Annotated in this window: 8 protein-coding genes and 5 pseudogenes; 9 read left to right on the top strand and 4 right to left on the bottom strand. The window is 71.0% G+C overall.

Annotation, left to right across the window (positions count from 1 at the left end):
- Nucleotides 1-7: 7 nt before the first annotated feature.
- A pseudogene (locus I8N67_RS08700) lies at nucleotides 8-235 on the bottom strand (XdhC family protein); the annotation flags it as partial.
- 21 nt (nucleotides 236-256) lie between these two features.
- On the opposite strand from I8N67_RS08700, the pseudogene I8N67_RS44560 reads away from it, so the two are divergent.
- Both I8N67_RS44560 and I8N67_RS44555 read left to right on the top strand, forming a co-directional pair.
- Nucleotides 257-967: pseudogene (locus I8N67_RS44560) on the top strand (cellulase family glycosylhydrolase); the annotation flags it as partial.
- Between the two features lie 177 nt (nucleotides 968-1,144).
- A pseudogene (locus tag I8N67_RS44555) lies at nucleotides 1,145-2,032 on the top strand (cellulose binding domain-containing protein); the annotation flags it as partial.
- 15 nt (nucleotides 2,033-2,047) lie between these two features.
- Here the strand turns inward: I8N67_RS44555 and I8N67_RS08685 are convergent.
- From I8N67_RS08685 to I8N67_RS08675, 3 genes and pseudogenes are all read right to left on the bottom strand, one after another.
- Nucleotides 2,048-3,535 (bottom strand): MFS transporter, encoded by a 1,488-nt coding sequence (locus I8N67_RS08685; protein ID WP_200302024.1) that lies wholly within the window; start codon nucleotides 3,533-3,535, stop codon nucleotides 2,048-2,050.
- A 172-nt stretch (nucleotides 3,536-3,707) separates the two neighbouring features.
- Nucleotides 3,708-5,951 (bottom strand): GmrSD restriction endonuclease domain-containing protein, encoded by a 2,244-nt coding sequence (locus tag I8N67_RS08680; protein WP_200302023.1) that lies wholly within the window; start codon nucleotides 5,949-5,951, stop codon nucleotides 3,708-3,710.
- A 210-nt stretch (nucleotides 5,952-6,161) separates the two neighbouring features.
- A pseudogene (locus I8N67_RS08675) lies at nucleotides 6,162-6,361 on the bottom strand (cyclase family protein); the annotation flags it as partial.
- Between I8N67_RS08675 and I8N67_RS08670 the strand changes: the two are divergent.
- The 7 genes and pseudogenes from I8N67_RS08670 to I8N67_RS08640 form a co-directional block, all read left to right on the top strand.
- Nucleotides 6,361-7,285: pseudogene (locus I8N67_RS08670) on the top strand (sigma 54-interacting transcriptional regulator); the annotation flags it as partial. The pseudogenes I8N67_RS08675 and I8N67_RS08670 overlap by 1 nt on opposite strands.
- A 251-nt stretch (nucleotides 7,286-7,536) precedes the next feature.
- Nucleotides 7,537-8,781, top strand: a complete 1,245-nt coding sequence (locus I8N67_RS08665; protein ID WP_200302130.1) for a vWA domain-containing protein — start codon at nucleotides 7,537-7,539, stop codon at nucleotides 8,779-8,781.
- A gap of 170 nt (nucleotides 8,782-8,951) precedes the next feature.
- Nucleotides 8,952-10,208, top strand: coding sequence for an ATP-grasp domain-containing protein (locus I8N67_RS08660; protein WP_200302022.1), 1,257 nt, complete (start codon nucleotides 8,952-8,954; stop codon nucleotides 10,206-10,208).
- On the top strand, nucleotides 10,205-11,095 hold the full coding sequence (locus I8N67_RS08655; RefSeq protein WP_200302021.1) for a Rossmann-like domain-containing protein: 891 nt from the start codon (nucleotides 10,205-10,207) through the stop codon (nucleotides 11,093-11,095). Before I8N67_RS08660 ends, I8N67_RS08655 begins: the two co-directional genes overlap by 4 nt.
- Complete coding sequence (locus tag I8N67_RS08650; protein ID WP_200302020.1) at nucleotides 11,092-12,222, top strand: PLP-dependent cysteine synthase family protein; 1,131 nt, start codon at nucleotides 11,092-11,094, stop codon at nucleotides 12,220-12,222. Before I8N67_RS08655 ends, I8N67_RS08650 begins: the two co-directional genes overlap by 4 nt.
- A complete protein-coding gene (locus I8N67_RS08645; protein ID WP_200302019.1) occupies nucleotides 12,219-13,325 on the top strand; it encodes a dipeptide epimerase in 1,107 nt (368 codons plus the stop codon). The genes I8N67_RS08650 and I8N67_RS08645 overlap by 4 nt, the downstream gene beginning before the upstream one ends.
- A complete protein-coding gene (locus I8N67_RS08640) occupies nucleotides 13,309-14,634 on the top strand; it encodes an MFS transporter (protein ID WP_200302018.1) in 1,326 nt (441 codons plus the stop codon). The genes I8N67_RS08645 and I8N67_RS08640 overlap by 17 nt, the downstream gene beginning before the upstream one ends.
- The last annotated feature ends 11 nt before the right edge of the window (nucleotides 14,635-14,645 follow it).

Genomic DNA, 14,645 nt, shown 5'->3' with positions numbered 1-14,645 from the left:
GAGATACTCAGGCCGCCACCACCGCTCCCCGCTCCCCCGCCTCCCGATGGATCGGCGCCCCCGAACCGGTCAGCGGTACGCCCGTCCCGCCGCGCCGGGCCGCGACGATCTCCGCCGCGATGGACAGGGCGGTCTCCTCGGGCGTACGGGCGCCGAGGTCGAGGCCGATCGGAGACCTGAGCCGCGCCAACTCACGGTCGGTCAGCCCGGCTTCGCGCAGCCGCCGGTCGCAGTCGCACGCCGGTCACGGCCGGCCGTGATCGCCGCAGCCCTCCTGGGCCTGCTTCTCCCCCTGTTCGCCTTCGGCACGCCGGCCGCGCATGCCGCGCCCACCGGCTTCCGTGTCGAGAACGGACGGCTGCTGGAGCGCTCGGGCGACGACTTCGTGATGCGTGGTGTGAACCACGCGCACACCTGGTACCCGGACCGGATCAGCTCCCTCGCCCACGTCAAGGCCAAGGGCGCCAACACCGTGCGCGTGGTCCTCTCCAGCGGTGACCGCTGGACCCGTAACGACACCGCCGACGTGGCGAACGTCGTCGCGCAGTGCAAGCAGAACCGGCTCATCTGCGTCCTGGAGGTGCACGACACGACGGGCTACGGCGAGCAGAGCGGGGCGGTGACGCTCTCTCGGGCCGCCGACTACTGGATCGGTGTGCAGAGCGCGCTGACCGGTCAGGAGGACCACGTCATCGTCAACATCGGCAACGAGCCGTACGGCAATACCGATTACGCGAGCTGGACGGCCGACACCAGGGCGGCGATCCAGAAGCTGCGCACCGCGGGGTTCGATCACACGATCATGGTCGACGCCCCCAACTGGGGCCAGGACTGGGCGTTCACGATGCGCGACAACGCGGCATCCGTCTTCGCCGCCGACCCGGACGCCAACACCGTCTTCTCCATCCACATGTACGGCGTCTTCGACACGGCGGTGGAGATCAGCGACTACCTCAACCGGTTCGTCGCCGCGAAACTGGGTCTTCGAAGTTGAGCGGTGCAAGCGCCCTGACGGCAGGACGGCCAGGGACGGTGATAGGCAGATTTGTTCCAGGCCGGGGTCTGCGACCAGGCCCTCTCCGCGTCGGGAGTGGAACAGATCTGCCAATCTCGCGGCGGCTCCACCGCTCAACTTCGAAGACCCGCGAAACTCCCCATCGTGGTGGGCGAGTTCGGGCACGACCACTCGGACGGCTACGCCGACGAGGACGCCATCCTGGCCACCGCGCAGCAGCTCCGTCTCGGATACCTCGGCTGGTCCTGGAGCGGCAACGGCGGTGGTGTCGAGTACCTGGACATGGTGACGAACTTCGACCCGAACCAGCTCACCAGCTGGGGTCAGCGCCTCTTCAACGGCGCGAACGGTATCGCCGCCACTTCCAAGGAGGCCGCGATCTACTCCTCCGCCGGCGGCGACACCACTGCCCCGACGGCGCCCGGCACCCCGACCGCCTCGGCGGTGACCTCGTCGTCCGCCACCCTGACCTGGGCCGCCGCGAGCGACGCGACCGGCGTCACGGGCTATGGCGTGGTCCGCGTCAACGGCACGGCCGAGACCGCCGCGACGACCACGACCGGCACGTCCACCACCCTCACGGGCCTCGCCCCCGCCACCTCGTACGCCTTCGCCGTCTACGCCCGGGACGCGGCCGGCAACCGCTCGCCGCGCTCGGGCACGGTGACCGTCACGACCGCCGCCGGTGGTTCGACGGCGGCCTGCGCGGTCGGTTACCGGGTGACGGGCGAGTGGTCCGGCGGCTTCCAGGGCGAGATCGTCCTCCGTAACACCGGCGCCTCGGCGATCAACGGCTGGACCCTGCGCTGGACGTTCCCCGGTGGCCAGCGGGTCTCCAACCTGTGGGGCGGCACGGCCACGCAGTCGGGCGCGGACGTCACCGTCACGTCCGCCTCGTACACCGCGAACATCCCCGCGGCGGGCTCGGCGACCCTCGGCTTCACGGCCACACGCGGGAGCACGAACCCGGTCCCGACCGGGTTCACACTCAACAGGACGGCCTGCACGTCGAGTTGACCGTTGACGTACGACTCAGCCGGGTGGCGCACCGGTTTCCGTACCGCCCTTCAGCCGCTCCAGGTCGGAGGCCCGGACCTGGATGGCCAGTACGGCGATCAGCGCGGCGACGACGGTGAAGATCGCCGCCATGACGAAGGCGGCCGAGACCCCGGCGGTGAGCACCTCGTCGGACCAGGGCGGCGGCAGCTGCCCGGTCCGCTCGAACCGCACGCGCTCCGCCGGGGTCGCCTGGGAGAGGAAGTCGGGGATCTGCTTCTCCGCCTCGTTGGTGCTGGCCGTGCCGTACATCGTGACGAGGATGGACAGGCCGAGTGAACCGCCGACCTGCTGGGTGGCGTTGAGGAGACCGGAGGCCGCGCCGGTCTCCTGGGTGGGGACGTCGGAGAGCGCCATCAGGGTCAGCGCGACGAACTCCATGCCCATGCCCAGGCTGAAGACGAGCATCGGCCCGAGGACGCTGCCGGCGTACGTGGAGTGGACGTCGGTCAGGGTCAGCCAACTCAGGCCGGCGGCCGCGAGGATCGCGCCCATCACCATGAACGGCTTGGGCCCGTACACGGGCAGGAACCGCGACGTCAGCCCGGCACCGACCGCGATGACCGCACTGACCGGCAGGAACGCGAACCCGGTGGCCAGGGGGCTGAAGTCCAGGACGTTCTGGGTGAAGAGCGTCAGGAAGAAGAACATGCCGAAGATCGCGGCGGCCAGGCACAGCATGATGCCGTATGTGCCCGCGCGGTTGCGGTCGGCGAACATGTGGAGCGGGGTGATCGGCTGCCGGGAACGCTTCTCCACCAGCACGAACACCACAAGGAGCACGACGGCCCCGGCGAACGAGGCCAGCGTCAGCGCGTCCCGCCACCCTTCCTGGGCGGCCCGGATGAACCCGTACACCAGGAGCACCATGCCCGCGGTAGAGGTCAGCGCGCCGGTGAAGTCGAAGTGCCCCGGATGGCGTGGGGACTCCTTGATCCAGCGTGGCGTCGCCAGCACGATCAGCAGCCCGATCGGCACATTGACGAACAGCACCCACCGCCAGTTCAGCCACTCCACGAGGATGCCACCCGCGAGCAGCCCGATCGCGCCACCGCCCGCCGAGACCGCCGCGAAGACCCCGAACGCCCGGTTGCGTTCCGGTCCTTCACGGAACGTCGTACTGATCAGCGCGAGCGACGTCGGGGACGCGATGGCGCCGCCGACCCCCTGCAGGGCCCGGGCGGCGAGGAGTTGACCCGCGTTCTGCGCGAGACCACCGAGAAGCGAGGCCAGCACGAAGAGCAGCACCCCGAACACGAACACCCGCCGCCGGCCGAGAATGTCACCGGCCCGGCCGCCGAGCAGCAGCAGCCCGCCGAAGGTCAGCGTGTACGCGTTGACCACCCACGCCAGGCTCGTCGTGGAGAAGTCCAGCGAGTTCTGGATGTCCGGCAGCGCGATGTTCACGATGGTGATGTCGAGCACCACCATCAGCTGACAGGACGCGATGACGAACAACGCCATCGCACTCCCACCACCACCTGATTCCCGGGTGGTGGTCACTGCTGGGGAAGTCGGCTGCGGGCTCTCGCTCATGGCATGTCACTCGCACAGAGGTCGGCGAACGGTCCCGTCCACCGCGTCCAATGTCCGACGCTACGCCGGTGCCGTGACGGTCACCACTTGAGCGGCGTCGTCACGTGGAGCGGGCACCCGCGAGGCGTCCGTCCCGTTGGGCCTCGTTGCGGAGTTCCCTCAGGGAGAGTCGCCGGCCGTCGGCCACGACGACGTGCCAGAAGGCCATGCCGGAGCAGCGGCGGATCCCGCACACGAGCTTGCCCGCCTCGTCCGCGCTGTTGAAGTGGTCGCCGCTGGGCAGGACGAGAAACCCGTCCGCGTCGACACTCGCGATGTGCCGGATGCCGCGATGCTCCCCCTCCAGCTCTGTGCCCGGCGGCAGGACGAGCGCGCGCATCATGCGTGCGAGGTCCGTGCGGAGCGCGTGACGGCGGGGCGCGGGGGAAGGTGAGCGAGGGGTCGGCACCGATGCGGTCTCGGCGCCGGAAGGGTCGTCAGGGAGGGAACGATCGGTGGCCGGGGCCGGGAATCCCAGGCGCTGGGGGTCCCAGATGCGTTCGCACAGGCGCCGGTACAGCTCTCCGCGTACCTTGACGACCCCGCCCATGCCCTCTTTGCCCAGTTCACGGAAGTACGGTCCGATGTCGTTGCGGGCGATGAAATCTTTCAGCGTCGGATTGTTCATGCGGTAGCCGGGAGCGAGGATCGCGGCCAGCGCGTTCTCCCGCTCGTAGCGGTGTCGCTTCTCTTCGAGGGGCAGGTCGTTGTAGCTCGCATTGTCGGATCGCCGCAGCAGGACGAGGACGCCGAGGCGGGCGCGCCAAGCGCGGAAGGTGACCTCGTCCGGGGCGTCATCGGGAACGTGACGCGTCGGATGGTTCGCGTAGAGGTGCTCGATCTGCCAGGGCCGTTCCTTGTCGAGGTACTCGTCGCTGAGGCGCGGTCTCTTCAGCTCTTTCTCCACGTACGAGGTGAGGCGTGCGAGCAGGTAGCGCACCTGGGCCTTGTTGTTGCCGCGCATACCGAATGTGGCGACCTGGTCGAAGGTGCCGGTCGGGAGTTTCGCAGCCAGCAGCTCGGCCACGTCCCGCGCCGTGACGCACTCGCGCAGTTGGGGGATGAGGTCGTCGATGTCGGGTTGGAAGTCCTTGGCCTGTACGGGTTCGTCGTTCAGGACCCGCTCGACGTACAGGCGGTCGAGGAAGTTGGCGACGAGTGCCGCCTTTTCCTTGGCCGGCGTTCCGGTGTCGTGGGGATGGATGGCCGCCAGGATGAAAGCCATCTGATTGGTGAGGCCGTTGACCTCGTTGTAGTAGAGCGCTGACAAGCCGTCGTCCGTGTAGGGGCGCTTGGTCGCTTCCAGGAACGTGCGGTGGTGGGTGGCAAGGCGGATGAGATCCTGGACGAAGTCGAAGTAGTCGTCCGGCCGACGCAGCTTGAGCCGGTCCGTGTTCTTGCGGACCCAGATGTGCAGAGCATTGTCGATCTCCTCTCTGTCGCGCCTGTCGGCCGGTGCCTCGTGCCCCAGGCAGGCGTAGCGGGCCAGCAGGGCCGCCTTGAGAAACGTGCGCGGGGCGTCCGAGTCGCCACGGACACCGGTGAGTTCGGCGAGCATGTGGCGCCATTGGTCGTTGAGCTTCTCCTCGTCCCGGTGGACGTTGGACAGCAGATAGCTCTTGACCAGATCGACCGGGGTCAGCCGGGTGCCCCGGTCGTTCATCGACTCGAAGATCCGGAAGCCGGTGTTACGGCTGGGGGCGCGGATCCCGATCATCACGACCTTGGAGAGCAACCAGTCCACGAACGGCGAACACCGGTCGGACTCAAGCCGCTCGTCGAGCAGTTCGGCGATCTGCAGGCTGCGCTCGTGCAGGTTGCGCACGGAAAGCGAGGCGCCGGCGGGGACCTCGTAGGGCAAGTCACGGTAGAGGGCCTCCAGCGCCTCCTGGCGCTCCGGGATGTCGAGGCGGAAGACGGGGCGGTCGCCGCGGTAGAAGTCGGTGATGACCCTGTCGAGTTTCCTCGTCACATGGTGCTGTTCCCAACCGGTCGCCGCCCGGTTCAGATGCAGGAACAACAGATGCAGTGTCGTGAAGCGCTGCTGCCCGTCCACCAGGAAGCGCAACTGAACGGAGTCCTCGACATAGACGAACGGCCCCAGGAAGAACACCTCCGTGTCCGACCGCTCCGCACTCCCCGCCCGTTCCAGCCGGTCGAAGGCCTCGAACAGATCGGTGACCAGGATGCGTACGTCCTCCGCCGTCCAGGCGTACTCCCGCTGGTAGTACTCGATGTTGTATCTGGCCTGCCCGAACAAGTCCTTCAGATCGAACGTGTCACCCTGAACGGACCCCACTGCCATGCCCACCCCCGACCGGACGCCAAGCTCCCGCGTCCACCATCACGCAACTACTAACTCAGCGTAGTGATACCACTGATTGGCGTGAAGAACGCGAACGCGATGTCCTTCCCTGAGATCCTCCCCTCCCTTCAGTGCCCCCGGAACGCCTCCTCCAGCCACCAGGACCCGTGGTCGCGGGTCACCTTGGCGTCGATGAGGAGGGGGGCGGACCGGGGTGTGCGGGCCGTTCTCGTCCGCGTTGAGGAACGTCTCCTGGGAGTGGCCGCCCGGTCGGTGAAGTCCAGTACGGCCGCGGGTGCGATGAGGCGGCGGGCCGGTATGGACGACACGTCGTCGAGGTCCTTGCCCGAGACCCAGTGGACGGGTGCGTCGAAGTGAGTGCCCGTGTGCTCACCGCTGCGGAAGTTGTTCTCCGCCGGACTGGGCGGTACGGCTGGTGCGGGCGGGTCGGGGGCTGCTGTTCCTGGACGAGTTGTCGACGGCGCCGCCGGCCGTTCAGGCGGCCCTGCTGCGGCTGGTCCTTGAGCGGCGGATCGGCGCGCTGCGGCTGCCGCCCGGCGTGCGGATCGTGGCCGCCGCCAATCCGCGGTCCTCGGCGGCCGACGGCTGGGAGCTGAGCCCGCCGCTGGCCAACCGCTTCGTACACCTTCAGTGGACGCACGACCACGAGGTCGTCGTACGGGGTCTCGGTGGGACCTGGCCCCGGGCCACCCTGCCGCGGCTCGCGCCCGAGCGGCTGTCGGAGGCCGTGGACTTCGCCCGTCGCGCGGTGTGCGCGCTGCTCGCCGCGCGGCCCAAGCTCGTGCATCAGCTGCCCAGCAGCGAGACCCGGCGCGGCGGGCCCTGGCCGTCGCCCCGCAGCTGGGAGATGACCCTGCATCTCATCGCCTTCGCGACCGCCGCCGGTGTCTCGCGCGATGTGCTCTCCCTGCTGGTCAGGGGCACCGTGGGAGACGGTCCCGGGCTGGAACTGCTGGCCGGTCTGGACCGGCTGGACCTCCCGGATCCCGAGGTGCTGCTCGCCGACCCGGCGGGTGCGGTCCTGCCCGAGCGGGGGGGATCTGCGGCAGGCCGTGCTCGACGGTGTGGTCGCGGCGGTCCGGGCGCGTCCGGAGAAGTCCCGCTGGGACGCGGCGTGGGCGCTGCTGGTGCGGGCGGTGGAGACGGGGGCCCCGGATCTGGTGGTCGTCCCCGCTACCACCCTCGCCTCGCTGCGCCGCGAGGACTGGGACGTTCCGGCGTTGATCGAGAATCTCGCCGGAGTGGTGACCTTGTCCCGGCGGGCGGACCAGGCGGCCGACAGGGCCAACGCGGCGACCAAGGGCCGCCGATGAGCGCCGCCGCGAGCCCTGCGACGATGCCCGGCGCGAGGACCGGCACCAGTCCTGCCGCGAGCCCCACGACGATGCCTGCCACCAGCCCGGCCCACGGCCCTGCCACCAGCCCGGCCCACGCCCCTGCCACCGATCCCGCCACCAGTCCCGCCGCGAGCCCCCAAGCCGGCCCCGACACGAGCCCCGACGCGAGCCCCCGCTCCAGCCACAGCAAGAGCCCCGCCGCGAGCCCTCGCTCCCGTCCCGGCAAAATGCCCGCCGCGACGACGCCACACGTCCTCGACCTGGACAAGCTCTTCGCCGCCCGGCTCCAGGCCGCCCGCGCCCGGCCCTACCTCGCCACGGCACTGTTCGCGCTGCACACCGTCGAGTCCACCCACGTGCCCACCATGGCCGTCGACCGGCACTGGCGGTGCTATGTCTCGGCGGGCTTCGTGGACCGTACGCCGGTGGAGGAACTGGCGAGCGTATGGGTGCACGAGGTGTCGCATCTGCTGCGCGACCATCATGGGCGCAGTGACCGGGTCGCCCGGGAGCGCGACCTCACCGGCCCCGGGGAGCGGCTGCGGATGAACATCGCCGCGGACTGCGAGATCAATGACGACGCGTTCGGCGACGGGTTGGTGAAGCCGGAGGGTGTGGTCGATCCGGCGTATCTGAAGCTGCCCGAGGGGCAGTTGATGGAGGACTATCTGCGCCAGTTCCAGCTCGGGCCGGGGACTCTGGAACTGGCCTGGCTGGACTGCGGCAGTGGCTCCGACGGCCTGGAGCGCGAGTGGGAGCTGGGGCCGGACGGGGCGCACGGCCTCAGCGAGCAGGAACGGGACGCGGTCCGGTTCCGGGTGGCGCAGGGCATCACCGCTCGGCCGGGGAACACCCCGGAGGGCTGGCGGCGGTGGGCGGAGGAGGCGTTCCACCCGCCCCAGCCGTGGCGGGATCTACTGAGCGCGGCGGTCCGGTCCGCGGCATCCAGCTGCGGCGCGGGCGACGACTACACCTACGGCCGGCCGTCGCGGCGCTCGGCCGGGGTGCCCAAGACCGTGCTGCCGAGCCTGCGGCGCACCCCGCCCCGGGTCTCCGTGATCATCGACACGTCCGGGTCGGTCAGTGACGCCGAACTCGGCAGCGCGCTACTGGAGGTCACCGCGATCTCCCGCGCCCTGGGCGGCCGCCGCGACCTCGTCACCGTCGTCCCCTGCGACGCGGCCGCCCGGATCGCGCACCCGCTGTGCCGGGCCGAGGGCATCCCCCTGGTGGGCGGCGGCGGTACGGACCTGCGGACCGGCTTCGCCACGGCGCTCCGCAGCCGGCCCAAGCCCGACGTCGTCGTGGTCCTCACGGACGGGCAGACACCCTGGCCCACCTCACGACCCCCGTGCCGGACGGTCGTGGGCCTCTTCCCACGTGGGAACACGGGCAACCGTTGGGACGAGGACGACCCCGACTGCGTACCGGACTCACCGCCCGACTGGGCCCGCGTGGTCGACATCGGGTAGGGCAAGCGGGTACGGCTGCCGCGAACCACACCTCTCATCCCACACCCCCCAAACCCCCATGACAATGAAAACGATTATCGGTAAGGTGGGCATGTCAACCCGGCCATCTCCTCGTCGAGGTGTCGTCGGGCTGCCCTGATGCCTGAACGCACCGCACGAAAAGGGGAGCTGTGGCTCATCTGTTGGTGGTCGAGAGCTGGGTCGGATCGATGAGCAGACTGCTGCCACGGGCCGTTCGGGAAGGTGGACACGAGTTCACGTTCCTCACCCGCGACCTGCACCACTACCTGCGCTCGGCCCCCGAGGGCACGGCCCATCCGCTGCTCGGCGCCCGGAACGTGATCACAGCCGACACCAATGACGTCGACGCCCTCCTGCCGGAGGTCGAACGCCTGCACACGGTGTTCGGCTTCGACGGAGTGATCTCGTCGTGCGACTACTACCTGCCGACCGTGGCCCGGATCGCCGGGCACCTCGGGCTCCCCGGGCCGGGGCCGGAGGCCGTCGGGAACGCCTGCCGCAAGGACGCCACCCGCCGTGTCCTCGCCGAGGCCGGGGTGCCAGGACCCCGCTTCGCCCTCCACGAGGAGTGGGCCGACCTCGCCCGCGCGGCACGGGAGATCGGCTATCCGCTGGTGGTGAAGCCGGTCGACCTATGCGCGGGCATGTATGTACGGCGCGTCGACGACGAGGCCGAACTCGCGGCGGCCGTGCGGGTGTTGGCCGACTTCCCGCTGAACGCGCGCGGGCAGCGGCGGGTGCCCGCCGTCCTGCTCGAAGAGCTGCTGACCGGGCCCGAGGTGAGCGTCGAGACCGTGTCGTACGCGGGGGCCGTGCACGTCGTGGGGGTGACCGACAAGAGCATCGGCGGGGCGCCCGCTTTCATCGAGACCGGGCACATGTTCCCCGCCGCGCTGTCCGCCGCCGATGTGGGGGCCGCCGAGCAGACGGCGCTCGGCGCGCTCACGGCACTGGGGCTGACCGACGGAGTCGTGGCGCACACCGAGATCAAGCTGACCCCGGCCGGGCCGCGCGTGGTCGAGGTGAACCCCCGGCCCGCCGGGAACCGCATCACCGAGCTGGTCCGCCATGTCACCGGCATCGACCTGGCCGCGGCCGCCGTCGATGTCGCCCTCGGCCGCGAACCCGATCTGCGGCGCCGGGAGACGGGTCTGCGCAGCGCGGCCGTGGGCTTCCTCGTACCGGAGACCTCGGGCACGCTCGAAGCGCTGGACGGCGACAGACTCACCGACGCACCCGGCGTGTTGGAGACCCTGCTCGCCGAGCCGGGCCGGCCGGTCAAGTCGGCGGGCAGCAACAACGAGTACCTCGGCCACGTCATGGTGGGCGACCCCGACGGGCTGGGCGCGCGCGGCCAGGTAGAGGCGCTGCTCGACGAGCTGAACTCCGGGCTGGTGATCCGGTGACCGCCGTCGCACCGGTGGCCCGCACGGCCACCGCCACCTACGACGAGCTGCTGGAGCGGGCGCGCAGCGGTGAACTCGGTCCGGATCCACGGGCGTCGCGGATCGCGGTGGCGTTCGTGACACGCCAGGCCGTACGGCACGACGGGCGGGGCACCGGTTATCGCAACGAGGTGCTCAGTCTGCGGCTCGCCGGTGCCGTGGGGTCCTGCGCGGTCGAGCCCGGTGCCCTGCCGGACGCGGCGATCGACGACTGTGCGGGGGCCGATGTCGCCCGGCTCCTGGACCATCCGCTCCTCCCGGTGCGGGTGGCCGCGCTCGACGCCTATCTGATGCATGTCCGCCCGCACACGCCGCAGAACGGGGCACACTCCTTCCCGCTGCCGGCCGGTACGTCGCTGGAGAAGTCGCGGGCGCGTGCGCGGGCCGTGGTCGAACTGCTCGACCTGCCGACGGGTGCGACCGTGCTCGTCGTGGGGGTCGTCAACTCCCTTCTGGAGGCGTTGCGTTCACGCGGGCTCGGCTATGTCCCGTGCGACCTCAAGGGCGGGGTCACGGAGTGGGGCGAGGAGATAGTCACCGACGCGCTCGACGAGGCGGCCGACCGCTGTGACGCGCTGCTCGTCTCGGGGATGACGCTCGGCAACGGCACGTTCGAGCCGTTGCGGCGGCACGCGCTGGCGCACGGCAAGCAGTTGGTGATGTTCGCGCAGACGGGCAGCGCGGTGCTGCCCCGGTTCCTCGGCCATGGGGTGAGCGCGGTGTGCGCGGAGCCGTACCCCTTCTTCTGGCTGGACGGGGGGCCGGGCACGCTCCATCGCTACCGTCTCGACGGTCCGGGGTCGCAATCTGTTCCTGGTTCGGGTTCGCCTTCGGGAGGCCGTCGGTGACCCCGTCGACCACCGTCCTGCGTTCCGTCGCCCGCCCCGAGCTGCTGTCCCTGCTCGGGCGGACGCCGCTGGCGCGTATCACCGCCGATCTGCCCGGTCCGCAGCCGGGTTTCTGGGCCAAGCTGGAAGGGCTCGCGGCGGGCGGCATGAAGGCGCGGGCCGCCGTTTCCATGCTGCTGGGTGCCCGGGAGCGCGGCGAACTGCTGCCCGGCGCCCCGGTGGTGGAGTCGACGTCCGGCACGCTGGGCATCGGCCTGGCCTTCGCCGGACAGGCCCTCGGCCACCCGGTCGTACTGGTCGGCGACAGTGAACTGGAGCCGTCCATGCGGCAGTTGCTGCGCTCCCACGGCGTACGGCTGGAGCTGGTGGACCGACCGGCGCCCCTGGGTGGCTGGCAGGCGGCGCGCCTCGCGCGGCTGCGGGAACTGCTCGCCGTACTGCCGGGGGCGTACTGGCCCGACCAGTACAACAACCCCGACAACACCGCCGGGTACGCTTCGCTCGCAGCCGAACTCGCCGTCCAGCTGGACCACTTGGACATCCTGGTGTGCAGCGTCGGCACCGGCGGCCACAGCGCGGGCATCATCGGTCCGCTGCGCCGGCACTGGCCCGCGCTGCGGCTCATCGGCGTCGACTCCACCGGCTCCACGATCTTCGGCCAGCCGGCCCGGCCGAGGCTGATGCGCGGCCTGGGCAGCAGTATCCATCCGCGCAACGTGGCCTACGACGCCTTCGACGAGGTCCACTGGGTCGGGCCCGCGGAGGCCGTCGACAGCTGTCGGCGCCTCGCCCGAGGCAGCTTCGTCAGCGGCGGCTGGAGCACCGGCGCGGTCGCGCTCGTCGCCGCCTGGGCGGCCCGCGTCCACCCGGGCGCCGTCGTCGCCACGGTCTTCCCGGACGGCCCGCACCGCTACCTCGGCAGCGTCTACGACGACGACTTCGCCGCCGCGCACGGTCTCGACCCGGCCTCCGCCGCCGCCCGGCCCGTCGAGATCCCCCATCCCGGCGCGGCCGAGGCCGTCGGCTGGGTCCGGTGCGGCAGAGTCGCCGACCCGCTCGCGGTCCCGGCCGTCCCCGGCCCGCTCAGGGTCCCCGCCGTCCCGCTCGTTTCGGAAGAGAGCCTGTGAAGGTCACCCAGCGCACCGTACGTCTCGAACTCACCGAGCCGTTGCGCATCTCCCGCTCCACCATGTCCGCGCGTGACGCGGTGTGGCTGACCGTCGAGCACGACGGACTGTCCGGTCACGGCGAGGCCGTCACCAGCGTCTATTACGGCCTCGACGCCGACACCCTCGGGCGGCTGTTCACGGCCGCCGCCGCGGATCTCCTACGTTTCCGCGATCCGGAGAGCGCGCTGGAGGCGCTGCGGGGCGGTGAGACGGCCGGTTCGCCGGCCCGTAACAACCATCCGGCCGTCACCGCCGCCGTCGAGGCCGCGCTGCTCGACCTCGTGGGCAAGCGGGCGGGCAGCCCCGTCCACCGGCTGCTCGGGGCCCCGGCCGCGCCGGTGGCCGCCACCGCCCGGACCATCGGCATCACCTCGCCGATGCGGGCCGGCGCCGAGGCGCGCCGCCTGGCCACGAGCGGCTTCGAGGTCATCAAGGTCAAGGCCGGGGCACCCGACCCGGAGGAGGACGTCGAGCGCGTACGGGTCATCCGTGACGCCGCGCCCCGGGCCCGGCTGCTCCTGGACCCCAACGGCGCCTGGTCCGCGGCGCAGGCCGAGACTCTGCTGCCGCGTTTCGCGGAACTCGGGGTGGAGGCCGTCGAGCAGCCGCTCGCGCCCGGCGATCCGGACGCGCTGGCGGCCCTCGCCGAACGATCTCCGCTGCCCGTCATCGCCGACGAGGACGCCGTGGGGCTGGAGGACGTACGGCGGCTGGCGGGGCGCGTGCACGGGGTCAATGTGAAGCTCGCCAAGTGCGGGGGTGTCCATGCGGCGCTGCGGATCGCCGAGCTGATCGAGGGCAGCGGCACGGAACTGATGCTCGGGTGCCTGACCGCCAGCAGCCTCGGGCTCGCGCCCGCCGTCCATCTCGCCGACCGTGCCCGCTGGGTGGACCTCGACGGGCATCTGCTGCTCGCCCGCGACCCGTGGACCGGCATCGGGGGCACCGACGGCTTCGTACGCACAAGTGACGTACCGGGGCTGGGAGTTCGGCGGCGGGAGACGGACAAGGCCGTAGCGATGGGAGAGACGGGGGGAATGCGTCATGAAGACGTGGCATGAGATACGCCGGTTCCCCTTCGCCGTCCGGCTGCTCCTGGTCAACCAGCTCGGCGTCAACGTCGGCTTCTACCTCCTGATCCCCTACCTCGCCACGCATCTCACCGAGAACCTGGGCATGTCGGCGGCTGTCGTCGGGATCGTGCTGGGGGTCCGGAACCTCAGTCAGCAGGGCCTGTTCATCATCGGGGGCTCCGCGTCCGACCGGCTCGGCGCGCGGGGCGTCATCATCGCCGGGTGTGCGCTGCGGACCGTCGGGTTCGGGCTGTTCGCGCTGGGCGACGGACTGCCGGTGCTGCTCGCCGCGTCGGTGCTCAGCGGGCTCGCCGGCGCGCTGTTCAACCCGGCGGTGCGGGCCTATCTGACGCAGGAGTCCGGGGAGCGGAAGGCGGAGGCGTTCGCGCTGTTCAACGTGTTCGCCACGACGGGTGCGCTGATCGGACCGCTGCTGGGCAGTGTGCTGCTGCTCGTGGACTTCCGTACGTCCGCGCTCACCGCCGCCGCCATCTTCGCCGTCCTCACCGTGGCGCAGGCCCTGGTGCTGCCCGCGCGGAAGGTGGAGCCCAGCGGCAGCGGTGTCCTCGGGGACTGGCGTGAGGTGCTCGGGAACCGGGCCTTCCTGGCTTTCGCGCTCGCCATGGTCGGCATGTTCACGCTGGAGAACCAGCTGTACCTGCTGCTGCCCGCCGGAGCGCGGGAGGCCACCGGCTGGGACGGCGCGGCCGGTCTCGTCTTCCTCGTGGGCACGCTCGCCAATCTCGCGCTTCAGCTGCGTATCACGAAGTCACTCAAGTCGCTTGGTGACAGGGCGCGTTGGATCGGCGTTGGGCTGGCCGTGACGGGGCTGGCGTTCGTGCCGCCGGCAGTGGGGGCGGGCATCGGGTCCTCCGGGTGGCTCGCCGCCGTGCCCGTCCTGCTCTGCGCGCTGCTGCTGTACCTCGGCCTCATGGTCGCCTCGCCCTTCGTGATGGAGCTGATCCCCCGCTTCGGGCGGCCTGAGCTGACCGGCACGTACTTCGGGATCTTCTACGTCGTCTCGGGGGTCGCGGCGGCCGTCGGCAACACGGTCGTCGGGTGGGCCATGGACGCCGGGGAGCACGGCGGCCATACCTGGCTGCCCTGGGTGTGCTGCGCCCTGTTCGGGCTGGCCTCGGCGGGCGGGGTGGCCTGGCTGCACCGGGGCGGGGCGCTGCCGGCCGACCCGGTTTCCGACTCCTCCGCTCCCGACTCCTCCGCTCCTCTCTCCTCCGCCTCCGTCACCTCCTCCGCCTCCGTCTCCTCCCCTCCGGCCGACGAGAGGAGCACCGCGTGACCGACCGCATG

The organism is Streptomyces adelaidensis, assembly GCF_016598475.1.
GTDB classification, from domain to species: Bacteria; Actinomycetota; Actinomycetes; order Streptomycetales; family Streptomycetaceae; genus Streptomyces; species Streptomyces adelaidensis.
Note: the sequence above shows the minus strand (reverse complement) of the source record. Positions and strands in the feature narration are given on the sequence as shown.

Bases quoted from the DNA above. Each gene is read 5' to 3' on its own strand.
- I8N67_RS08685 (WP_200302024.1), bottom strand. From the start codon at position 3,535: ATGGCGTTGTTCGTCATCGCGTCCTGTCAGCTGATGGTGGTGCTCGAC.
- I8N67_RS08680 (WP_200302023.1), bottom strand. From the start codon at position 5,951: ATGGCAGTGGGGTCCGTTCAGGGTGACACGTTCGATCTGAAGGACTTG.
- I8N67_RS08665 (WP_200302130.1), top strand. From the start codon at position 7,537: ATGCCCGCCGCGACGACGCCACACGTCCTCGACCTGGACAAGCTCTTC.
- I8N67_RS08640 (WP_200302018.1), top strand. From the start codon at position 13,309: ATGAAGACGTGGCATGAGATACGCCGGTTCCCCTTCGCCGTCCGGCTG.